The following is a 22,537-nucleotide window of genomic DNA, read 5'->3' as shown; positions in this document are numbered from 1 at the left end:
GACGCTACTTGTACCGCGTCTCGGCCATGATGCGGTAACTTTTTAGCAACTCCAAGGCATGGCGCACCTGATTGTCCGCCTCCAGCCATTTTTCCGTTTCCGTCGACTGCATTTCCGGTGCGCTCTTGTCTTGCTCTTCGGAACCTTCAGAAGGCGCCTCCATGTGGCGAGGCAAATCCTTTTCGCGAAGCCGTCGCGTCACCTCTTCGTTGCCATTTTCCGGATTAGGCACCACCCGCTTGACCACGATGTCCGGGGTGATACCCTTGGCCTGAATGGATCGTCCGCTGGGCGTGTAATACAGCGCCGTGGTGAGCCGCACCGCCGATCCATCATTCAAAGGAATCACGGTCTGCACGGAACCTTTGCCAAAGGTGGGCTCACCCATCACGACCGCCCGGCGATGGTCCTGAAGCGCTCCCGCAACAATCTCCGATGCACTGGCGCTACCTCCGTTCACCAAAACCACGATGGGATAGGCGTGAGGCACGGCGTTCTTCGTGGCTTCGAAACGCATTTGCTGATTTTCACGACGACCGCCGGTGTAGACGATGAGGCCCGAGTCCAGGAACTCATCCGCCACGGCCACGGCCTGATCCAGCAGGCCTCCAGGATTGTTGCGCAGGTCCAGAATCAAACCCTGCAACGGTTTTTCTTCCGTTTCCAGCTTCTCTAACACCTTGCGCAAATCCCGCCCTGTGCCACTCTGAAAACTGGAAATGCGCACATACCCATAACCCTTTTCCAGATACCGGGTTCGAACACTCTGGACCGAAATGATATCCCGGGTCAGCTCAAATTCCAGAGGCTTGCGCTGGCCTTCGCGCATGATGGTGAGCTTGACCTTAGTGCCCTTGGGGCCCCGCATCTTTTGCACGGCTTCCATGAGGCTCATTTCCTGGGTGGGTGCGCCATCGATCCTGATGATCTGATCGTTGGCCTGAATGCCGGCCTTGTCTGCCGGTGTGCCTTCCAAGGGCGCCACCACCGTCAGCACGCCGTTGCGAATGGTGATCTCAATGCCAATGCCGCCGAACTTGCCCTTGGTTTCAATTTCCAACTCCTTGTAGTCTTCCGGCCGCAGAAAGGACGAGTGCGGGTCCAGTTCCCGCAACATGCCGCTGATGGCCCCGTAGATGAGCTTCTGGGAATCCACCTCTTCCACGTAATGATCTTGCACCAGGTTCAGGACATCGCTAAAGAGCCTCAACTGCTCGTAGACACCCTTTTCAGCCCCCGTCGCCATGGCCCTCAACGCCATCCATCCCGCCAAGGCCACACACACGGTCATGATGACCAACTTCGCTTTTCTGCTCCCTTTTCGCATGGTTTCTTCCTTCTCACTCTCCAATTGGGATCGAGACCACCGCTCATGAGGGCCCTAAAGGGGTCGTCCTCAGCCTTTGTCATTATAAAGGAAGTCGGCGCTTGAAGAATCTTTTTTTATCATTGTCTATCCATCTGATATCGCTTAAAGAACCCGCTTCTCTTTAAGAGATTGCGTCTGTCCTGTCAAGGCGCTATAAAGTTTGCCGATCAACAACGGCATGCGGCACCGAAAAAAGAGGAGACCTCATGGCGGAAATCAAGAGCACGCTGGACATCGTTTTGGAAAAGACCAAGCATCTGGTGCTCACCCCCGAAGAACGGCGCGCCATGGAACAACGGGAACACTTGGAAAAAGTTCCGGGCATGGTACAGCGATTTGTGGACGGGGCCTGGACGCTTGACCAAATGATGGAAGCCTGGAGGAGCGTCCCCGAACCGTATCGAGAAGAGGCGCGCCGAAGCCTGCTTCAAAGGCTTTTGGGCTTCTTGAGCGAGGAAACACCCTTGGAAAAGTTCCTTTCCGCCTTTCGAGCCCTGGCGTCCCCGGCGGACGCTCCCTTTGTCGATCGGCTGGAACGTCTTGCCGCCGAACATGCCGACGCCGACCGGAGTTGGGAGACTCGACGCCAGCGCCTTCTGGCTCAACTTGCCGAAAAGGGTGTTCGCGGCGACGCCGTGCACGTGACTCCCGCCCTGGACCCTCAATGGCAGGAATCCTACAGCGCCTCGGGCCATACCCTCCAAGCCCTCAAGGCTCAGTGGCTCGCCGCCCTTGCCGAAACCGCACCGCTTGGCTCCCAGGAATCCTGAAATATGTCTTGGTCCCCGCTTTGGCGTGGACGCTTTGGCGGAAACACGCCAGCGCAGGCCATGCCGATGAATTCGGTCGATTCGGGAAAGTGATCCCTTTGTTGGTGAATGCCCTTCGCCGCTTCACCCGGGAGCGCCACAACGTCACTGTGGCGAGGACGGCGATGCCTGATGGGCGAAAAAGTATTGGCGAATAAGATAAAAATTCTCTTTCACGGCGCCACGGCCTTCCAGCACGGGCCCATGTCCCGGGCACAGAACTTGACTGTCTAAAGACATGATCTTCTCCAGGCTGCGGGCCAGCAAGCCCGCATGGCCGCCGGGCAGGTCCACGCGGCCTACGCTCTGGACAAAAACCACATCCCCGGAAAAGAGCACCCCCGGTTCCTGCCAGTAAAAACAGACAGACCCCGGCGCGTGCCCCGGCGTTTCCAGCACCTGCAACACTTCTGAACCGAGTTCCAGTCGGCCTTCCTTTATGAAAAAGTCCACGGGAAAGTCGGGCATTCTCTGCCCGGTCATCTGCTCCCATTGGGCACGAAAACGGCTCAGGAACGCCAAAGCCTCCTCATGCATGGCGATGAGTGCCCCCAATTCCTTGAGTTTCACCAGTCCTTCACAGTGATCGGGATGGGGATGGGTGGCCAGAGCGACGTGAATGTCTTCGAGGCTGAATCCGTCCCGAACCATGCGAGCTTCCAGGTGATGCAACAGGTGAGCGTGCCCTGGATCGATGAGAATTCTTACGGAACCGTCAATCACGAAGCTGTTGCAGTTGTTTTCCGTATAACTTTCCCAAGGATAGATGTACAAGTTCTTCGGTACGGACATGCGGCGTTTACCCTCCGGTTTGCTTTCCCTGCAACGGATCCACGGTCCCTTGCAAAGACCCGATTCCATCCGTTTTGTCTAGACTCCGAACGCGTGCTCACGCCCTTGGCGGCCGGGCCATCGGCCGGATTGGGCATGCCATCGAAAGGCATCGCGAAGGCACGCGCGCAAGTTGCTGTAGAGCCCTCTTCGGCTGTTGATGAGATAAATCGTGTGGCCGATGTGAAACAGTTCGTGCACCAGCCGAGACACCTCCCGAACCCCCAAAGCCTCACCGAAATCGGCGAGCGCTTCCTGAAACAGGGCGGCGATCTTGTCGCGCATGCGCAATTCGGTGTCCACCAGAAACACGGCCACGTCCGGCTGCAGGTCCTTCAATCGATTCAAGAAAGCCTTTACAGCTGGCATTTCCACACCTCGCGGCGGAGACGACTTCACTTCCACCACCACCAGGCGCTGATTCACCAGAGCGATCACATCGTAGTCCCCGCCATGCCGCGTGCGATCCAGCCGCACGTTGAACAGAGCGGGCGCCAAGAATTCCCTTTGAAAAATCTGCCACACGTACCATTCCAGCGTGGGCCCGAAACTAGGCACTGAAGATCGAACCCATTGCCAGCGCCAGTGAGCGTCCACGCGAACAAGGCCCATCTGTTGCAGTTCCTTCAGGTAACGGCGCACGGTGGGTAGCGAACAATAGCGCGTGAGGGGTTCCAGCGATCCTTTCGGCGACGTGCGAATGAGATCCCGAAGAAACAACCGAAAGGAATAACGGCGCATCAGGTCATAAAACCGGTCCACCGCCTCTTGGGGCGCCTCCGAAGGAACCATCACCTGGGTCGTGTCCCCGTGCGCCACCACGGGAAGCCCTCTCTGGCTCAAAGCCCTTTCCACAGGGTGCACCCATCCGGCCTGGCACGCTTTGAGGGCCCAGAGTTCGTGTTGCAACCGATCCAGTCGCTCGGAGAGCTCGCGAATGGCTTCCCATTCCTTGTCCCCCATTACGACGCCACCTCGGTGAGACACACATCCACAGGCTTGTCAAAATGGACGCGAATCTCGTAGAAGCCTTCCATGTTAGAAGTCTCCACGAAGTATCCCAACCGTTGAAAGATGCCAAAGACTCTTTCGTTGCCTGGTCGAATGTAGGCCCGAAACTGACGGATACCGCTTTTAATGGCAATTTCCGAAAGGTATTGAATCATGAATGAGGCAATGCCCCGCCGACCGTAGTCGGGGTGCACCGCAAAATCCACTTCCGCCCCCGGGGACTCCTCGTCTGCGATGAACCGACCGACCGCGACAATCCTCTGTTCCTCCATGTGGCCCACCACGCCCACCAAGGTCATTTCCTTGTCGTAGTCAATGTTCACCAGACGATGAATGTCCACCTGAGGATAGACTTTCATGGTGGAAAGAAACCGAATATAGGCTTCGTCCTTGGGTAGAGAATAAAAGAACTCCCGAAGCATCCGTTCGTCCGTCGGCTTAGCCGGCCGGAAAAAGACTTTCGTGGTCTCGTCAAACACCTGCGTGATTTCCAATTCTTCGGGATAAATCGCTTTGGCGGCTCGAATGGCGAATTGTTCTCTCTTGAGCAGTTGAATGCTGTAGGCATGGCGCGTCAATTCTTCGCGAAAATCCGGATGCGCAATCCCGATGAGAGCCAAAGCCCTCTCTCGAAGGCTCTTGCCCTGAAGCTGAGCGATGCCGTATTCGGTCACCACAAACTGCACTCCTCCACGAGTGATCACCACGCCACCGCCTGGAGTAAGCGTGGGGACGATGCGAGAACGGCCATCTTGCGTCAAGGATGTCAGCACTGTGATGGTCTTGCCTCCCCTGGAATTTCGAGCACCTCTCAGAAAATCCACGGACCCGCCCACGCCGCTGTAGATCCGATAGCCCATGGAATCCGAACACACCTGGCCGGTCAGATCGATTTCCAAGGCGGAATTGACGGACACCATTCTGTCGTTTTGGGAAATGACCAGGTAGTTGTTGGTATATTCCGCGGGATGCAGGGCCACCATGGGATTGTTGTGGACGAAATTAAACAGAGCCCGTGTGCCGATGCAAAAGCTGGCGACGATCTTTCCCGGGTGCAGCGTCTTTTTGGCGTTGGTAATGACTCCTTTTTCCACCAGATGCAGGTAGGCATCGGTGAGCATGTCCGTATGCACGCCGAGGTCTTTCTTGTCTTCCAGGGCATAAAGGACGGCGCTGGGAATAGAACCCACGCCGACGCGGATGGTGGACCCGTCTTCGATGAGCTTGGCCGCTTGGACGCCGATGGCCGAAGCCTCGGGAGTGATGGGCGATGGATGCATTTCCAACAACGGCTCATCCCATGGAATCAGCACGTCGATCTCATCCACGTGAATAAATGAATCACCCAAAGTGCGAGGCATGTGGCTGTTGACTTGCGCGATGACCGTCTTGGCGCTCTCTGCAGCTGCCTTGACAATATCCACCGATATGCCCAGCGAACAGAAACCGTGCTCGTCCGGCGGGGAAACCTGAATGAGGGCTACATCAATGGGAAGCGCTCCACTGCGAAACAGCCCGGGGACATCGCCCAGATTGATGGGCGTGTAGTCAGCGCGCCCTTCGGCCACCGCCTTGCGGGATGCGGCCGCCACAAAGAATGATTTCAGGCGGCACTTGCCATGGTAGTTTTCTTCCAAGAACGTGTGGGTTCCCAAGCTGAGGATGTGAAGAATTTCCATGTCTGCCAGGTTGGGCAGATTTTCCTCCAGAGCTCGAACCAAGTGCTGAGGTTCTCCGCAGGCCGACCCAATGAAAATTCTCTGGCCTCTTTTCACGGCTCGAAAGGCTCGGCGCGCGTCTTTCACTTTCTTTGGCCATCGTTCCCGCCAGGCATCGGTGGCCTTTGGGGCTGATTCCGCCAAATGGTTCTGGGTGTCGTTCATGGGCTTTATTTCCTCACATCAACCGACAATGTGCGCCGCATGCGACGCTGCAGATAAAGAAAAGCGGCCACAACCATCATCGCTGTACACAAAACCTGTCCCATGGTCCAGTGCCCCCACAGAAAGCCCAGGTTTTCATCGGGTTCTCGAAAAAACTCCAAGACAAACCGAATGGCTCCGTAGAAAAACAGAAACGCCATGACAAGCGTTCCGTTTTCGCGAGGGCGGCGAGACATCCACCACAGAATGGCAAAAAGCAGTGCCCCTTCCCCCAAAGCCTCATAGATCTGGGAGGGATGCCGAGGCACGGGGCCGCCGTCGGGAAAGATCATAGCCCAGGGCACAGTGCTGGGCCTTCCGTATAATTCTCCGTTGATGAAATTGCCCAGGCGCCCCAACCCCAGGCCGATGGGAGCCGTTACGGCCACACAGTCCCCCACACCCCAAAAAGGAAGTCCGGTTCGCCGGCAATAAATCCATCCGGCAAGAACGCTGCCGATAAAACCGCCGTGAAAGGACATGCCGCCGTGCCATGTCGCGATGATTTCTATGGGATGATTCAGGTAAAAGGACCAGTTGTCATACTGGTAAAAAATGAGAAAGCCCAGTCGGGCTCCAACCACCAACCCCACGGCCAGGTAAACGATTAGGTCCTGCATCCGTTCGGACGTCAGGCCGATTGCCTTGGCCTTAGGAAGCCTTGGCGCTAGATAGTACGTGGTCAAGAACCCCAGCACGTACATCAAACCGTACCAGCGTACCCGAATGGGCCCGATGGCAATGATTTCCGGTCGAATCTGCGGATAGTCGATCATGATGCGCCGTTCCTTCTTTCAGCCTCATATAAACACACGGGCGCTGCAAGCGTCAACGTCACGTGGCCTTTTCAGGGGCTTTGAGTATTCCTTGTCGGTTTCCTAAAAAGACTAAACGGCGACGTCTTCACTTGACCGATCGAACTCTATGGACCATCCGAAACGGCTCCCATGACATTATCGATTGGAACGACGACGAAATCGCCGTGGAATTCGAACGCGTCATGGCTAAAGGGTCCGCTCCAAATGTGTCCCGCAGTGGCCGTGACCCCGCCTGGCGTCCTCAGTACAGCAATAGTAGGTTCTCTTGTGTGGCCCACCGTCCTTTTCGTTCCGGGGACTTGCCACCTAGGAGGGCGAGCCTTTTTCCCTCTCGTCTTATACAGCTTTGGTGAATCACGCTCGCTGAAGCACTGAGGAACGAAGCGCATGGGGGCGAAACCTGATCCAACTGCAACCGCTCTGTCACTCCCCAATGAAGTCTGCATTTACAGGTGAGCGGATCAGGGCATCGCCGACGTGCGTTCAGTACGGGAATCACGCATGGCGATCCTTCACTGCTTAGAGAAAGAACGGGGCGAGGAATGGCGGGTATTTCATGCCGAATGGGAAGACATAAGAAAGGAGATGGCGGTGTGGCTTAACCTCGAGCGAGGCGTGATGCTGCTCGGTGTTGAGGATGATGACCGGATTGCGGCCCTGACCAGTTCCTTGGTGGACGCCCCCATGCGGGTGCCGAACGTCGCACGGCAAAACCTTCAGCCGGCCATCATCCACGTCTGCACCTCTATGGCTATGGAAAACGGCAAGATTAATAGTGTGTTGGAATTCCCTGCAGACAATCCAGGCAACCCCTACAAGGCACGACGTGGGAACGCCTGGGTCACCTACATACGCGTGGGCAGGAGGTCTCGAGAGGCAACGCACGACGAGAAGGGACAGCTCTACCAGGCAGCTCGTCGTGCGCGTTACGAGATCAAACCGTTTCCGAACACCGAAATCAATGGAGTTGCAGCGGAGAAGATGAAAGAGGGTGTGGTTCGAGTGGCTTGCAACAAGCTCCTGAAAGAGATCCTCCGTGGGTACGGCTATATCGAGCATTTTGGGATGGGAGTGCCCGGGCCGATGATCCAGTCCATGTGGAAACTCAATGGAAACGAACCCGATCTTGTCGAGGAGGACCGGTTTATCGTGCCGTTACGGAAGGAAGCGAGTTCATGATCAGATAACTTGACCCGGCCTTTTTTTGCAGGAACGGGCTACCGGTCCAAGTTGGCGCGCGTTGACACTCATGGACCGCTATGGCATAGAGTCAACGCTGTTGAAGCTTTTTTTTCAAGGGTTGAAGAAGATAAGGCTTTTTCTGGTGGGTGAGCGGGTTGGGCGCAGGCCCGGCGGGACGAAATACTGTGGATTGGCGCGGCAACCAGGCACACGAGGACGTCAAAGAAAAGTTCGGGTTTTGGGTGGACGGGGCCGAACAATGGGCCGAGCCGTGGATGGCCGTTGTGGATCCGGCGTCGGAAGAGCCGATGGCCACAGTGCCCGTGTGCGATGCTGCCTGGGTGGATCGAGCCGTTCTGGGAGCATCCAAAGCCCAGAAGCTCTGGAAAGAGACGGCGCCGCAGCATCGGCGCGATGTGCTGCGATCCCTCGCCGAACGGGTTCGAACCCACCGGGAATCTCTGACACATCTTCTTGGTCGAGAAACCGGCAAGCCAAAGCAGGCGGCCGTGGCGGAAGTGGACAACACAGCCCACCTGATCGATTATTTCGCCGAAGAAGGCTACCGCCTTTCAGGACTTATCCCTCTCCTAGGGGATCCTCAAAGACACACCTTGGTTGTGCGAGAACCCCTGGGCGTGGTGGGCGCCATCACGCCATTTAACTACCCCTTGAGCACCCTGGCTTGCAAAGCGGCCTCGGCCTTGGCCGTGGGTTGTGCCGTGGTGGCCAAGCCCGATGAGCACACACCCCTGTCCACCCTGGCCTTAGCAAGGATTTTCACCGAGGCCGGCCTTCCTTCGGGCCTGCTGCAAGTGGTGACCGGACCCGGGCCCGTCACCGGAGCTGCTCTGGTGGATCATCCCAACGTTCGGGGCATTTCCTTTACCGGCAGTACGGAGGTGGGCAAGGAGATTCAACGGCGGGCGGCCAGCAGTGTCAAACGACTCATTCTGGAACTGGGCGGCTCGTGCCCTGCCATCGTATGCCACGACGCGGACTGGCGCACGCACCTGCCTCACATGGTGGCGCAAGCCTACAAAAACTCAGGCCAGTATTGCTACCGCATCACCCGTTTCTATGTGGCTCGAAACGTGTGGAAGCCTTTTTTTGATGAATTCATGGCACGGGTGATGGAACTTCGCGTCGGACATCCCTTAAACCCCCAAACCGTGCTGGGGCCGCTCAACCATCAGGGCATTCTCCGGCGCGTGCGCGAACAGGTGTGGAGGCTGCAGCAGGCAGGGGCCACCGTCTTTCAGGCGCCATTGCCGAAAGAACTGCATCGAGGGTTTTATTTTCCGCCAACCGTTATCACAAACATTGAACCTCAGACACCCGAGCTCCACGAAGAAATCTTCGGTCCCGTGACTTTTCTCATCCCTTTTGACGATGAAGCCCAGGCGATTGTCGAAGCCAATCGGTCTCCCTATGGCCTGGCGGCTTATGTGTTCACCCAAAACCTGGCCAAAGGACTGCGCTTGGCTCACAGGCTGGAAGCCGGCAGTGTATGGATCAACGGCGTACACCAGGCCCTGCCGGAAGCCCCCTTTGGCGGCATGAAGGAAAGTGGGCTGGGACGCGAAAAATCGCGCTTCGGTGTGGAAGCCTTTACCGAATTGAAAACCCTCTACCTGGCCTATGCCTAGAAAGGCGGACCATGGTTCCCATCGTCTGTATCGTCGGAGCTTCCAACGTTGGAAAAACCACCTTTCTGGAAAAGCTCATTCCCGCACTGACACGGCGTGGTTACCGTGTGGGCACGGTCAAGCACGATGTGCACGGCTTTGACATGGATCGGGAAGGCAAGGACACCTGGCGGCACGCTCAAGCTGGGGCTCAAACCATCGCCATTTCCTCCCCCGAGCGCGTCGCCTCCATTCGCACCGTCCCTCACGAACTTCCCCTGGAAGACGTGGTTTCCCGCTATTTCTGGGACGAGGATCTGGTGCTCGCTGAAGGGTTCAAACGCTCCATGTTTCCAAAGATCGAAGTCTTTCGGTCGGCCATCGAGCCGCAGCCTTTGTGTTCCCCTTCCGACAATCTCATCGCCCTGGTCACGGACGCGCCCGTGGACACGGAAGTGCCTCGGTTTGGCTTTGACCAGGTGGAAGGTGTCGCCGATTTCCTGGAATCGCGCTACCTTAAGAACCGAAAGCGCCCTCGCGTACTGGTGCAACTGGACGGGAAAAAACTGCCCATGAAAGATTTCGTCCAGGACTTTATCGCCGGAGGTCTGGTGGGCATGGTGAGCCAGCTTCGGGGTTGGAGGCGTCCGAAGCAGCTTCGCGTCACCATTACTTTGGGAGACAATGCGTGATTGCCGGAGCCGTCTTGGCGGGCGGAGAAAGCCGCCGATTTGGACGCAACAAGGCCTTGGAGGTTTTTCAGGGGGTTCGCCTCATTGATCGGGCCATCGCCAACCTGGCGACCTTCTGCGATCCGGTCATGGTGGTGGCCAATGATCTTATTCCCTACGCGGACCTGGACGTGCCTCTGGTGCGCGATGTGGTGCCTCGTTTCGGACCCCTGGCCGGCATTTTCACCGCTTTGTACTTTTCTCCTCATCCCTGGGTTTTCGTGCGGGCCACGGACATGCCCTTTCTGGACCTCTCATTGGCCCAGGCCATGGTTGCCTTGACCCACACGCCCCAGGCGGAGGTGATCGTGCTCAAAAAGGGAGAAAACTTCGAACCCCTCATGGCCCTCTACCATGTGCGCTGTCTTGCGCATATTCGGCGATGCTTGGAAACAGATCGACGACAAGTTATTAGTTTTTACCGAAGCGTGCGGGTTCATGCCGTGGAAGAATCGCAATGGCGCCTTTATGACCCCGAAGGCATGAGTCTTTGGAACATTAATACGCCCGAGGATTGGCAACGCACGCTGGAACTCAAAAACCCGCCTGAATCAGCGCATTCCGGCGGGAAGTCCTTCAAGACATGACGCCCCCACGTGAAGCCATAGCGCTCAAGGATGCGGCTTCTTTGGCCGTTCGATTCATTCGGCCGGCTTCGGTCGAATGGGTGCCCCTGCCGCAAGCCCTTCATCGCATTCTAGCTCAGGATCTCATCGCCCCTTTTCCCCTACCCGGTGAAGCACGATCGCGCATGGACGGCTATGCCGTAAGAGCTGATGACACCAAAGGGGCCACGGCAAAACAGCCCCGAACCCTGCGGTGCCTCGAGCCCACCCTGTCCGCGGGCACAAACCCTTCCGTGATCGTAGAACCCGGAACCGCGTATCGCATTCTCACCGGCGCCGTGCTGCCTCGAGGGGCCGATGCCGTGGTGCCCGACGAGGACGTGCAAAGGGTGGAAAAAACGCTGCGTATCTTGAGGGAAACAAGCCCAGGCCGGTGGGTGAGTCCTCAGGGAGAACGGATCCCCCGCGGCGTCATCGCCGTTCCATCCGGGCATCGCCTGACACCGGCTCGGCTCGCCGCCGCGGCCGCTTTAGGCTGCAGCATAGTTCCCGTGGCCGCTCGGTGTCGGGTCGCCTTAGCCAGCACCGGCGACGAAATCCAAGATCCCGGAACCCCTCTCAGGTCGGCTATGTCCTACGCGGACACGCGATACCTTTTGGCCGCCTTGGTGCTCAGCGCCGGTGCCGTCCCTGTGCACATGGGATGCATTCCGGACGACGCCGCGCGCATCGCCGCCGCTCTCGACAAGCCGGCAGGGGATGTGGTCATCACCACCGGAGGCACCGGAGGAGGGAACAAAGACTTGATCTTTCACGTGTGGAACGATCTTGGCGTTGTTCCCGTTTTTCAAGGGGTTGCCATGAAACCCGGAGGCAGCGTGGCATTGGGGCATCGAAAAGGCGTGCTCTATTGGGCTTTGCCTGGATCCCCCTGGGCCGCCCAGGTGATTTTTCACGAACTTATCTTGCCCATGCTGCACCGTTGCTATGGGATGAAAGAACCCTGGTTTCCTCCAATGTGGGCTAGGCTCAGCCGCTCCATCACAGGAAAAGGGCGCGAGGTTCGAGCGGTTCCGGGGCGCCTAGTATCCCGCCGCGACGGCCTGTGGTTTGATCCGCATCCCCATGAATCCTCCTCGACCCTGCCGGCTATGGTCACAAGCAATTCCTACATTTTAGTGCCTGCACAAGGCGGCCTTGAGACGGAAACTTTGGTCTGTGCACGGCGCCTCATGGGCACTTTTTTGGACTCGAACATCCAGGATCCTTTCCAAACCCCACAGAACCACGCCTTAGAATGACCCTTGTGCGCCGGTTGTGGCTCTGATCGGCGTGGGCGCCTTCGCCAGCCCGTGAAAACCTCCGCCGTCGTGACCCTCCCCTCAGTCTCGCAGCGCCCTCCTTGCAACCTATAGGAGTGCCGCAGGGCGCGATAAAGGTGCGCCATATGCTGCTCCCACAAAAAGGCTTTTCGGAAAAGCTTTCCTGCTCCGCCTTTATCGTTGCCCTTGCCACGATGGCGCAGACGTTTCGCCCGGTATTAAATCGGGCCGTTCGCCCCCAAACGTGCTTTTCGGGTGGCTTGGTTCGAAATCCAAAACCTTGGGTGCACATACCTCTATTCAAGAACGGTTAGAACGTGTATGATTCGGGCTCAATTTCTCAAGCACTGAGGGGATACCGTCCATGCTCAAAGGCACCTATGTGGAAAAGCAGTACTACAAGCTCCTTCAGACCTTTCTCGTTCCCATTCTTGTGCGGTGCAAGCTTCGACCCAACCAGGTCTCTGTTTTGGGATTTGGCTTAAGCGTAGCTGCAGGGCTGGCTTTTCTCATGCAGCCCTTTTGGGGCGGAATTCTCGTTTTGCTGGCCGGGCTGGTGGATACCCTGGACGGTAGCCTGGCGCGCAGCACCAGGCAAGCTTGCAAGAGCGGCGCCTTTTTGGATTCTGTTCTAGATCGCTATTCAGAATTTTTTATTTATCTGGGCATCTGGGGTTATTTCTGGCGCAAAGGCGCCTTAGAGCCCGTGCTTTCCCTGCTCACGCTCTGCATTCTGTTCGGGTCTCTAATGGTGAGCTACACACGGGCGCGCGCCGAAGGCCTTGGACAAAAATGCCTGGTCGGCTTGCTACAGCGCGGGGAGCGCGTCATTCTGCTCAGCATCGGCGGGATCGCTAACCCGGCCTTTAACAAACTCGCCCGCATCCCTTTCAGCTCTTCCGCCGAAGACGCTTTTCTAATAGTCGTGCTTTTTATTTTAGCCGTCGGCACAAACCTGACCGCCCTATGGCGCTTCTGGCACGTCTTCAAGGCTTTGTGCCAGGAATCAGCGCCAAATTCCGCAACCGACATCAAGCCCTAGCCGGCGAGCCGCCCTAGGCGACGCTTTCCGACTACGGCCAACGGCCACATCCGAGCCATCGCCGTGCCCGAAAGCGCGTGCTAAAGCACCGGTTCAGGAAGTTTGCGCAAAACGACGCGATCATCTTCCCGATAGATTTCAAACGAATCCCCAATGGAAAACCCCAGTTGATCGATGAGGAGGGCCTTATTCAGCGTAATGCTTCCGCTCTGTCCAATGGTGCGATGGTTCGTGGTCTTAATGACCACGGATGGCGTCTGAACTTCCGGCTGCTTGGGACGTCGCCGAACCATGGGCTTGGTGATGACTTCGGGTTCCGGTCGTTCCTGAAACTTTTCTCGAACGCGGGGCTGTGTCACAGGTCGCGTGTGGCGGTTCGGCGCAGGCTCCGCAGCACGGCTCTTACCAAAACCCATCTGCGGAATTTCGCCCAATTCCATCAGGCCCTTGAGATACAAGTCTTGAACCTCGCTTTTCATTCGAAGTCCAAAGAGCTTCTGCACCGCCTCCAAGGAGCGGCCGTTTCGAATCTCATTGACGATCAGTTTTGGATCAATGTTCTTGTACTCGACATCCATAGCACGTTCCTTTCTGTTAAACATCCTTGGTTCCTTTTCCTCACATGGACAGTTTTGGGACAAACCTATACGTCGCTCTTCATAGCCGCATCGCCTAAACAGACTTCAACCGTATTCGAGGGGATAGAATAGGGCGGGCACACCCCCATGTCATGATGCGCTCTGCCCTTATGCGGCGCCTTTGATGTCAGAAACCTTCCCCGGGAAAGGATTCGCTGAAAATATGTTGTCAGCTCACAAATGTCGGGAATTTTTCGAGATGCGACGACAGTGCCTAGACGACAGTGTCTTCCTAACAGACTCTCATCGAAGAATCAACCTTCTTGCGCATGGAATTTTTCAATCATACATCGACTGAAAAACCGCGAGGCCATTCCGTCCGAGCCGCGCAGCGGGCGATCTTATAGGGGAAGCCCTCTCCAAGGTCAATAACAAAAACTAATGTCAAGCTACTGTGCGCCCAATTTTTTTTACTGCACAAGAAAAGGGCTTCTCAGAACAGAGGACGTGGTTTCATCCGCTTTTTTTCACAAACCCCGCAGGATTCGTGAAAGATCCCGCGTCAGCTCCGCCACTTGCTCCGCATGCCGCTCGCTCAGTGTGCCGCAGCCGCAGCTCGGCGTCACCAAGCTTTGCCGCAACACCGATGCCTCCGACAGCTCCGATCCGCACAGGGTCCGAACGTTGTCTCTCCACTGCTCGGCCAGAGATTCCGCCGAAACCGTGTCGATGAGCGCCTCTTCCGAGGTGGGCACCATGCCCCAGGCCACGATGCCGCCCTGGTTTAGGAATTTAAGGCATTGTTGGCGATACAGAACAAAACGGTCGAAAAATTGATAGGCATCCATATTAATAATGTCCAGAGGGCACTCAAACATGAGGCCCCAGTCCGTGTTGGCACACACATGAACGCCCACCAAAGCTCCGGCCTGCCGCAATGGCTCCGCCACCTGCGTGATTAAGCTCTTGATGTCGTCCGCCGAGACGGTCAACATGGCCGATGTGCCAAAACCCGCCAACGCCGGTTCATCCAGGAAAAGGATCACGGGCTTACCGCACCGACGTAGCTGGTGCACCTGCCATAAGGCCTTCATGGCCAAATGCTTGACCACAATGTCCCGAAGGCGGTCGTCAAAGAGCAGGGCGCGCCGGTGCTGATCCGTGAGGCCGCTCAAGAGCGTCAAGGGGCCAACGATCTGTCCCTTGATGGCCTTCACGGCGTCGAGTTTCTGGGTCAGGCGGTCCAAGAACAGCCGAAAGGTTCGCCCCGTCGCCTCCCCCATGGCAAACCGAGAATGATCCACAAGGGACGGCGTGGTTTCCACCGCCAAATAGTCTTCATAAAACGCCAGAATCTCCTGGTCCGAATTCTCCGTGTCCACCCACACCCGACCGTCTTTTTGTCGCACGCCGGGAAGGCCTTCCAGGTACTGGAGCATCATTTGCTCGGCGGCATACTTGGGCAACTGAGGCCAGACAGGAATTTCCGGCATAGTCTCCAAAACCACTCTCACGGCCCTTTCGGGGTCCGTGTGCGGCATACTCCCCACGAGGGTCGCTCGCCCTGCCGGTTCAAAAAGTTCCATTGCCATGTCATTCCTAACAGTGTAAGGTTTATGTGTTGTATATCTTTAAGGATCCGTGGGTGCTGCAGGCATCCTTCTTTGTCTTTACTTCACCCCGTCGTCTAGCACAGTGCGGCATCCTCGTCAATCAAGGTTGTGCAGCTTGTGGAGGACACCATGGGGTCAAGCCTTTACCAAAGTTCTCAGCGCAGGGCCGAAAACAAGAAATTCCTGTGGATCCTGCTCATCGTGCTGCTCGTTCTCACGGGGGCCGCGCTTTACGTCCTGGTGAACATGGGTCGGCTTTCCTTGAAGGGACCTGCACCCTCGGCGCAAAGGTCTGTCGAATCCCCTCAAGGTGCCGGCTCCACGGGCGTCGAGCTGGTGCGAAAACCCATGCCCATGGCCGAGGCGGTCCCGCCGGCCTCAAAACCCGTGGAAGCTGCCCCTTCTACCTACCCGGATGTCTCCCCGAAGACCTCGCAGCAGAAACGCAAGGAAGCCTTTGGACTCAACACCAGCGTGGATCATGTGGTCCAAGCCCAAGAACCCTTTAGCGCGCACGGCCGGCAATGGACCGTGGAGGAGATTCAACGGCGCCTGGCCGGCCAGGCTTTACCAAGTCCCCAGTCATCCGGCGCGCCCACAGAACCCGGCGCCGAAAAAATCGCCCTTGGAGGCTATGTTCCCAAACCCATGCCCGCGGCTTCCGCCGAAACACCTGTCCAAAAGACCACTTATTATGGAGTTCGGTTGGTGCGGCCGGGGGAAAACGTGTGGAAGATTCACTACGGGGTGATTCGAGAATACTTTGCCCGCCGCGGCATTGAACTGCCACCTCGCGCCGACCAACCTCGACCCGATGGGCAAAGCACGGGTGTGGGACGCGTTTTGAAATTTTTGGAAAGCATGGTGCATGTCTACGACACGCGACACAACCGCCTCATCGAGAACATCGATCTGCTTCAGCCCCACAACCTCATCGTGTTCTTTAACATTTCCGAGGTCTTTTCGGCGCTGGATCAGGTGAACGTTCAAGACCTGGAAGCCTTGCGATACCTCGGCTCAACTCTGCAACTCAGGCACCCTTCCCAGTCTAGGGTGCTTTTGAACCGCAAGGATCTTCAGGCACCGCCCATCCCGCCTTTGCCCCATGGCGAGCCTTAAAAGCCGGCCCGACGTTCACTGTTTTCGTAAGGAGAAAACGCATGAGCCAGGATCTCAAGAAAATGTACCGCACGGTGATGGACGATCATTTTCCGGAAGAGCTTTCCATTCGGTTTGGTCATCAAGAACTCGTCTATCGCAAACGCACATGGAAATTTCCCGACGACAAAACGGGGGAACTCATCGAAAAAGGCCTTCGCTACGGCGAAAACCCGGGCCAGGAAGCCGCCCTCTATGAGCTGATTTCCGGTAATCTGACCCTTGGTGACTGCCGTTTTATCGAACCGAAACGCGGGCTTGTGAGCGCCATCACCGAGGAGGACATGGTGCAGGCAGGAAAACACCCGGGTAAGATCAACCTGACGGACCTGGACAATGGGTTGAATATCGTTAAATATCTCATGGACCGCCCCTGCGCGGTCATTCTCAAGCACAACAATCCCTGCGGCGTCGCCCACGGCCAGACTCTGGCGGAAGCTTACGCGCGCGCCAACCGCGCGGACCGCATCGCGGCTTTTGGAGGCTGTCTGGTGTTGAATCGGCCCTTGGACAAGACTACGGCAGAACTGGTGGCTCAAAACTACCTGGAAGTTCTGGCCGCTCCGGATTTTGAGGAAGGATCTCTGGAAATCGTCAAGAAACGAGCGAACCTGCGCATCATTCAGGTGCGGCGCATGGATCGCCTAGAAGAATATCGGCATCTTCGCTTCGTGGATTTCAAATCCCTCATGGATGGCGGCCTCATCGTGCAGCAATCCCAGCTGTGCGCCGTCAAAGGCCCCCAGGATCTCAAACTGGCGGAAGCCGTGCACGAAGGCAAAACTTACCGCATTCAAAGGATGCCCACTGAAAAGGAAATTCAAGATCTTCTGTTCGGCTGGTATGTGGAACAAGGGGTGACCTCCAACTCCGTCCTTTACGTCAAAGATTTGTGCACGGTGGCCATTGGCACCGGGGAACAGGACCGCGTGGGCGTGGCTGAACTGGCCGTCTACAAGGCGTACCGCAACTACGGGGATGCGCTCTGCTTTGAAAAATACGGCCTCTCCTACAAGGAACTGGAGCGTGCCGTGGAAACGGGACAACGCCCTCGAAAGGATCGAGAGGAAATCGACGCGGCGGTGCGCGAGGTCAAAGCGGGCCTTCCGGGGTCCACCATGGTTTCCGATGCCTTTTTCCCGTTTCGAGACGGCGTGGACGTGGGGCTTCGTCAAGGGGTCACGGCCGTGGTCCAGCCAGGCGGGTCGCTCAGGGATTGGGAAGTCATCGAAGCTTGCAACGAAGCGGGCGCGACCATGGTGTTCACGGGCCAGAGGGCCTTCAAACACTAAGGGCCCTGCCGAGGGAAATATGAGGCGGATCGGCCGGATTCCAGAAGGTCTTCGGTTTAAAGGCCCTGCCAGGCAGGCATGAACTCCTGGGTCAGGCCTAGGTGCTCTAGAATGCGGCCCACGATGAATTCCACCAGATCGTCCACACAGCGAGGATGGTGGTAAAAACCCGGAGCCGGAGGCAACACGAGACCGCCGGCTTCGGTAATCGCCACCATGTTTTTCAGATGCACGAGGCTGAGCGGGGTTTCTCGAGGCACCACGATGAGCGGACGGCGTTCCTTGAGGCACACATCGGCAGCTCGATGAATGAGGTTATTGGCCAGGCCGTGGGCGATAGCGGCCAGAGTGCCCATGGTGCAGGGCACCACCACCATGCCTCGGGTACGAAAGGAGCCGCTGGCAATGGGGGCACTGAACTGATCTTCATCGTAAAGAGGTGTCCCATCCGGAAGGTCTTCCTCGATGTCTTTTCCCGTTTCCAGACGGTAAACAAGTCGGCCGGCGGAAGAAGCCACCACGTGGGCCAAGACACCTTGATCGGCCAAGCATTGAAGAAGCCGCCGAGCATAGGGCGCTCCACTGGCCCCCGTTACCGCCACAATGACCGGAAGGGTCTTCACGGATTCCAAACCTCCTCCACCGCTCGTCCCTCGTGGACCAAAGCCACGATGGCTTTCAGAAACCGTTCCGGATTGGCATGCTGAAAAACGTTTCGACCCACCGCAACCCCTGCAAAACCGGCCTGAAGTCCCTGTTGAATTTTTTTTAAGAAAGCCTGCTCATCGGCTTCCTTGCTGCCACCGGCCATGACCACCGGCACAGGAACTCCGGCCACGATCCGTTCCATGCTTTCCACATGCTGCGGAGCCGGTATCTTGATGATGTCCGCGCCCAACTCGGCGGCCACGCGCGCGGCATGCGCCACCGCGTCATCGGTCACCGGCTTGGGAGCGTGCACACCTCGAACATAAATCATGACCAGAAAAGGGAGATGCCATTGGGCACAGGCTTCCCCGACGCGCCCCAGATCCTTCAACATATCCGGTTCGGCGTCGTCCCCCAAATTCACATGAATCGACACCCCATCAGCTCCTCGCCGAATGGCCTCTTCCACGGATCCGACCAGAACCTTGTGATGAAAAGAGGGACCGATCTGCGTGCTGGCCGAAAGATGCATGAAGATGCCGGGAAGACGCCCGGGAAGGCGCTCCAGATAAGCCATCATGCCCTTGTGCAGCACAAGCCCGTCTGCTCCCGAGGCGATGCCGTATCGCATCACGGCTTCCATGTGCTCTAAACCGCGTATGGGGCCGCAGCTGACGCCATGGTCCAAAGGGAACAGCACCAGGCGTCCGTCGTCTCGAGCAAAAAAGCGTCGTAACCTTAAAGTCTTGCCGCCCATTTTTTGCCGTCTCCTTCACCACCCTGAGCTCCATGCACGGCGACCCCTTGTGAGTCGTCTTGGGTCCAAAAATCCAAGGAGGGACATGCGGGAATATCGCCCATGTCGGCCATGAGGCCATAGAAAAATTGCAAGCCCTTCAGAGCCCTTTCATGCAGGTCAAATGTGAAAGTGTCGTAGTAACGGCGTAAGGCTATGGGATCCAGAATGCCCAAACGAGCCGCTTCGCGACACAGGACATCCACATGCCGAAGCCCCCAGGACTTGGACTCCCACAGGCACCGCGTCACCTCCTGCACCAGGGCCGGTGCTCGAGCCGCCACATCTCGGCGCACAACCCACACCGCAAAGACAAAGGGAAGTCCCGTCCAGCCGTGCCACACTGCCGCCAAATCATATCGATATGGGTAACGGGCATGCCGGCTCCACATCAAAGCCTCATCGCCGATGGCCAAAAAGGCTGCAGGAGACGATCCGTTAGCCAGGGCGGGCGAGAGCGCACCGCGGTGATAGCGCACACGCTTCAGAGCCCAATATTTTTCCACGAGGATTTTCAGCAAGACCACCGATGTGTCCGAATGCCGAGTCAAAAGAATATCCTCACCAGCCAAAAACTCCAAAGGCTTTTGACTCAACAACAGCACGCTGTGCACGGGCCCGTCGCAGGCAATGGCTAAACCGGGAAGAATTTTGAACAGGTCCGGATACCGCGCATAGATCACCGAAGACACGGCACTGAGATCCAAATCGCCACGACACATCATGGCGTTGAGTTCGGAGGGCGGCCGCGCCGTGATGTGACACGGGTTGGGCGTATGGCCGTGCTCCATGGCGTAATAGACCGGCCAAACGTTCAAGTAGTCGATTTTTCCAAGTCTCAGCCTACCATCCCCGTGCCAATCCATGCCATCTGCTCCCGTGCTGCCTGATGGATGATTGCTTCCGCCACATCGTTTTCCGTCGAACAGGAACCCGAAAGGAAAACAGCCAAGAAAGGCGCGCTCGCTCCAGGGCCCAGATGCCCAAAAGATGATTCCAGGCCAAGGGCACGAGCGCCGCCGAAAGTGGCCATGCGCAAAACATGCGATGGGTGAAGGCCCGGCACAGCATCCAACACGGCCGCAGCCTCTCGAAAAAGGTTCAAGTCCTCATTGCTGGCCCGGCTGTCCGTGCCCAGGGCACAGGAAATGCTCCGATCAAAGGCTGCTTGCATGTTGGGCATTTTCCCTTCGATCCACAAATTGCTTCGTGGACAAAAACACACGGCGGCACCGCTTTGAGCCACCAGGTTCCAGTCCTCCTCGTTCACATGGACCATGTGGACCAAAAGGGTTCGAGGATCCAAAATTCCCAGGGCCTGCAAGGTCTTGACGGGAGACAATCCTAAAGGTCGCCAGGACGCATCCCATCGGCCCAGAGATTCCAAAAGATCTCGACAAAAACCTGTGCCGTCCTGAACGAAGGAAAGTTCCTCAGAATGTTCAGCCACATGTATGGAAAAGGGCAACCCGCGCGATCGACACCAGGCTTTGGCCTGAACCACAACGTTCCAGGACGTGGCATACAGAGAGTGAGCAGCCAGAGACACCCAATCCCCCTCAGCCACATCCTCCATGGAAAGGGCCTCCTGAAGACTTCGATAGTGAAACCCCAACAACTCCACAAACCGATATTCCCGGGATGGGGCGCATGGGCTGGAAGAACCCTCCAGGGGTGGATTGATCACATTGGCCAGGCATCGAGTGCCCGTTTGTGAAGCCTGAGCGCGCCCCGCGTCTCGAGCCTCCCTGCGGGCCGAAGGAGTGAGCTGCGCTGCGGCTTTAAACACCCCCCTTACCCACCCGGGAAACCCCAAGGGCCTCAACGGCTTGGGGAAATCCAGGAGGCTGAAGTCCAGATGGGTGTGCGCATTCACGGCTCCGGGAACCAAGGCCGCGCTCTCGTGATCCCAGACGCGCACCGCCGTGCCGCCGTACCGGGAACGCATCGCCCGATACGGGCCGCATTCCAGGATTCGGCCGTTCAACACCACCACGGCCCCGTCAAAGACGGTTGGCCCTATGCCGGAAAACACCCAGGGAGCTCGATGAATGGCCACGGCCCTGAGGCCGCCGTCTTTAGGGCCCTTCAATCCACTCATAGGCCATGGTCCGTTGCTTGGGCACAAACCCGGCGTCGGCAATGAGGCGGCGAATCTCTTCAACGGATAAACGAAAATGAACCCCAGCGGCAGCCACCACGTTTTCTTCAATCATGGTCGAGCCGAAATCGTTGGCACCGAAAAAGAGCGCCGCTTGGGCCACCTTGGGACCCATGGTGACCCATGACGCCTGCAGATTGTCAAAATTGTCCAGGACCAGGCGTGAGAGGGCCAAAAGGCGAAGATACCCCACCGCCGTTTCCGGACGTCGATCTATGGCCGTTTTTCCCGGTTGAAACGTCCATGGAATAAAAGCCGTAAAGCCTCCCGTTCGATCTTGCACATCCCTAAGCGCAAAAAGATGGCTCAGCCGATCCTCCATGGATTCTTCATGCCCGAACATCATGGTCGCCGTGGTGCGCAGTCCCTGACGGTGCGCCTCCTCCATGACCCCCAGCCATTCTTGAGCGGAACATTTGTTGGGAGAAACCCTGCGCCGCACCGCGTCCACCAAGATTTCCGCCCCACCGCCGGGAATGGAATCCAGCCCGGCATTTTTTAGGCGTGCAATGACCGTGGCCACGTCCACACCTTCTTGACGGGCAAAAAAAACAATTTCCGGCGGGGAAAACGCGTGCACGTGCACAGGATAACGGTCCTTGATGAACCGCAGCATGTCTTCGTAAAAGCGCAAAGGAAGATCCGGATGGTGCCCTCCCTGAAGCAGAATCTGCGTGCCGCCCAGGGCCAGAGTCTCTTCGATTTTCTTGGCCAGAACGTCCCTTTCCAAAACATAGCCTTCCGGATGGCCCGGAGGTCGAAAAAAGGCGCAAAACCGACAGCCGCACACGCAGATGTTGGAATAGTTGATGTTTCGGTCCACCACATAAGTGACCACGTTATGCGGGGCCTTTTTGAGCCGCATGCGATGGGCCGCAAAACCCAGACGATGAAAATCCGCATGAAGGTAAATGTCCCGGGCCTCATGCCAGCTGAGACGCCGGTCGCCTTCCACCACGGCTTCCAGCCACTCTTCATGAATCGATGGCACCTTGGAAACTTGGCCCATAAATCCCAAACCCGCCTTTCCCCAAAGGATCGTACCCGTTCTTCACATCGG

The 22,537-nt window shown here is 57.2% G+C and carries 21 protein-coding genes; 9 read left to right on the top strand and 12 right to left on the bottom strand.

Going from position 1 to position 22,537, the window contains the following annotated elements:
* Positions 1–4: 4 nt before the first annotated feature.
* Positions 5–1,327, bottom strand: coding sequence for a S41 family peptidase (locus tag EDC27_RS11750; RefSeq protein ID WP_123290800.1), 1,323 nt, complete (start codon positions 1,325–1,327; stop codon positions 5–7).
* A 248-nt stretch (positions 1,328–1,575) separates the two neighbouring features.
* Here EDC27_RS11750 and EDC27_RS11745 point away from each other — a divergent pair, with 248 nt between their 5' ends.
* Positions 1,576–2,139 (top strand): hypothetical protein, encoded by a 564-nt coding sequence (locus EDC27_RS11745; protein WP_123290799.1) that lies wholly within the window; start codon positions 1,576–1,578, stop codon positions 2,137–2,139.
* Between the two features lie 144 nt (positions 2,140–2,283).
* Here EDC27_RS11745 and EDC27_RS11740 read toward each other — a convergent pair whose 3' ends face one another.
* The 4 genes from EDC27_RS11740 to lgt form a co-directional block, all read right to left on the bottom strand.
* Positions 2,284–2,970 carry an MBL fold metallo-hydrolase gene (locus EDC27_RS11740; RefSeq protein ID WP_170161778.1) on the bottom strand — a complete coding sequence of 229 codons (687 nt, stop codon included), beginning with the start codon at positions 2,968–2,970 and terminating at the stop codon, positions 2,284–2,286.
* 78 nt (positions 2,971–3,048) lie between these two features.
* Positions 3,049–3,972: a hypothetical protein gene (locus EDC27_RS11735; protein ID WP_123290797.1), complete on the bottom strand. Its 924-nt coding sequence runs from the start codon at positions 3,970–3,972 to the stop codon at positions 3,049–3,051.
* Positions 3,972–5,903, bottom strand: coding sequence for a GNAT family N-acetyltransferase (locus EDC27_RS11730; protein ID WP_123290796.1), 1,932 nt, complete (start codon positions 5,901–5,903; stop codon positions 3,972–3,974). The genes EDC27_RS11735 and EDC27_RS11730 overlap by 1 nt, the downstream gene beginning before the upstream one ends.
* Positions 5,904–5,908: 5 nt before the next feature.
* A complete protein-coding gene (gene lgt / locus EDC27_RS11725) occupies positions 5,909–6,718 on the bottom strand; it encodes a prolipoprotein diacylglyceryl transferase (RefSeq protein ID WP_123290795.1) in 810 nt (269 codons plus the stop codon).
* A 543-nt stretch (positions 6,719–7,261) separates the two neighbouring features.
* On the opposite strand from lgt, the gene EDC27_RS11720 reads away from it, so the two are divergent.
* The 6 genes from EDC27_RS11720 (at position 7,262) to EDC27_RS11690 (ending at position 13,231) form a co-directional block, all read left to right on the top strand.
* The gene (locus EDC27_RS11720) at positions 7,262–7,939 is read left to right on the top strand and encodes a hypothetical protein (protein ID WP_123290794.1); all 678 of its coding nucleotides are present in this window, start codon (positions 7,262–7,264) and stop codon (positions 7,937–7,939) included.
* Between the two features lie 149 nt (positions 7,940–8,088).
* The gene (locus tag EDC27_RS11715; RefSeq protein ID WP_123290793.1) at positions 8,089–9,591 is read left to right on the top strand and encodes an aldehyde dehydrogenase family protein; all 1,503 of its coding nucleotides are present in this window, start codon (positions 8,089–8,091) and stop codon (positions 9,589–9,591) included.
* A gap of 11 nt (positions 9,592–9,602) precedes the next feature.
* The gene (gene mobB, locus EDC27_RS11710; RefSeq protein WP_123290792.1) at positions 9,603–10,262 is read left to right on the top strand and encodes a molybdopterin-guanine dinucleotide biosynthesis protein B; all 660 of its coding nucleotides are present in this window, start codon (positions 9,603–9,605) and stop codon (positions 10,260–10,262) included.
* A complete protein-coding gene (gene mobA / locus EDC27_RS11705) occupies positions 10,259–10,888 on the top strand; it encodes a molybdenum cofactor guanylyltransferase (protein ID WP_170161777.1) in 630 nt (209 codons plus the stop codon). The genes mobB and mobA overlap by 4 nt, the downstream gene beginning before the upstream one ends.
* Positions 10,885–12,168: a molybdopterin molybdotransferase MoeA gene (locus tag EDC27_RS11700; RefSeq protein WP_123290790.1), complete on the top strand. Its 1,284-nt coding sequence runs from the start codon at positions 10,885–10,887 to the stop codon at positions 12,166–12,168. The genes mobA and EDC27_RS11700 overlap by 4 nt, the downstream gene beginning before the upstream one ends.
* A 385-nt stretch (positions 12,169–12,553) precedes the next feature.
* A complete protein-coding gene (locus tag EDC27_RS11690) occupies positions 12,554–13,231 on the top strand; it encodes a CDP-alcohol phosphatidyltransferase family protein (RefSeq protein ID WP_123290788.1) in 678 nt (225 codons plus the stop codon).
* Between the two features lie 80 nt (positions 13,232–13,311).
* Here EDC27_RS11690 and EDC27_RS11685 read toward each other — a convergent pair whose 3' ends face one another.
* Both EDC27_RS11685 and EDC27_RS11680 read right to left on the bottom strand, forming a co-directional pair.
* Complete coding sequence (locus EDC27_RS11685; RefSeq protein ID WP_123290787.1) at positions 13,312–13,809, bottom strand: AbrB/MazE/SpoVT family DNA-binding domain-containing protein; 498 nt, start codon at positions 13,807–13,809, stop codon at positions 13,312–13,314.
* 527 nt (positions 13,810–14,336) lie between these two features.
* Positions 14,337–15,401, bottom strand: a complete 1,065-nt coding sequence (locus EDC27_RS11680; protein WP_148045748.1) for a uroporphyrinogen decarboxylase/cobalamine-independent methonine synthase family protein — start codon at positions 15,399–15,401, stop codon at positions 14,337–14,339.
* Positions 15,402–15,551: 150 nt separating this feature from the next.
* On the opposite strand from EDC27_RS11680, the gene EDC27_RS11675 reads away from it, so the two are divergent.
* Positions 15,552–16,541: a hypothetical protein gene (locus EDC27_RS11675; protein ID WP_123290785.1), complete on the top strand. Its 990-nt coding sequence runs from the start codon at positions 15,552–15,554 to the stop codon at positions 16,539–16,541.
* Positions 16,542–16,582: 41 nt separating this feature from the next.
* On the top strand, positions 16,583–17,872 hold the full coding sequence (locus tag EDC27_RS11670; RefSeq protein ID WP_123290784.1) for an IMP cyclohydrolase: 1,290 nt from the start codon (positions 16,583–16,585) through the stop codon (positions 17,870–17,872).
* Between the two features lie 56 nt (positions 17,873–17,928).
* Here the strand turns inward: EDC27_RS11670 and EDC27_RS11665 are convergent, their stop codons facing one another.
* The 5 genes from EDC27_RS11665 to mqnC are packed head-to-tail and all read right to left on the bottom strand — an operon-like array spanning position 17,929 to position 22,486.
* The gene (locus EDC27_RS11665; RefSeq protein ID WP_123290783.1) at positions 17,929–18,495 is read right to left on the bottom strand and encodes a UbiX family flavin prenyltransferase; all 567 of its coding nucleotides are present in this window, start codon (positions 18,493–18,495) and stop codon (positions 17,929–17,931) included.
* Complete coding sequence (locus tag EDC27_RS11660) at positions 18,492–19,277, bottom strand: 2-amino-3,7-dideoxy-D-threo-hept-6-ulosonate synthase (RefSeq protein ID WP_123290782.1); 786 nt, start codon at positions 19,275–19,277, stop codon at positions 18,492–18,494. The genes EDC27_RS11665 and EDC27_RS11660 overlap by 4 nt, the downstream gene beginning before the upstream one ends.
* Entirely contained in the window at positions 19,259–20,182 is a 924-nt protein-coding gene (locus tag EDC27_RS11655; protein WP_123290962.1) for a menaquinone biosynthetic enzyme MqnA/MqnD family protein, read from the bottom strand. Before EDC27_RS11655 ends, EDC27_RS11660 begins: the two co-directional genes overlap by 19 nt.
* On the bottom strand, positions 20,155–21,417 hold the full coding sequence (locus tag EDC27_RS11650; protein ID WP_123290781.1) for an amidohydrolase family protein: 1,263 nt from the start codon (positions 21,415–21,417) through the stop codon (positions 20,155–20,157). The genes EDC27_RS11655 and EDC27_RS11650 overlap by 28 nt, the downstream gene beginning before the upstream one ends.
* Complete coding sequence (gene mqnC, locus EDC27_RS11645; RefSeq protein WP_123290780.1) at positions 21,395–22,486, bottom strand: cyclic dehypoxanthinyl futalosine synthase; 1,092 nt, start codon at positions 22,484–22,486, stop codon at positions 21,395–21,397. The genes EDC27_RS11650 and mqnC overlap by 23 nt, the downstream gene beginning before the upstream one ends.
* Positions 22,487–22,537 lie beyond the last annotated feature (51 nt).

The sequence above is a fragment of the Desulfosoma caldarium genome (assembly GCF_003751385.1).
GTDB classification, from domain to species: domain Bacteria; phylum Desulfobacterota; class Syntrophobacteria; order Syntrophobacterales; family DSM-9756; genus Desulfosoma; species Desulfosoma caldarium.
Note: the sequence above shows the minus strand (reverse complement) of the source record. Positions and strands in the feature narration are given on the sequence as shown.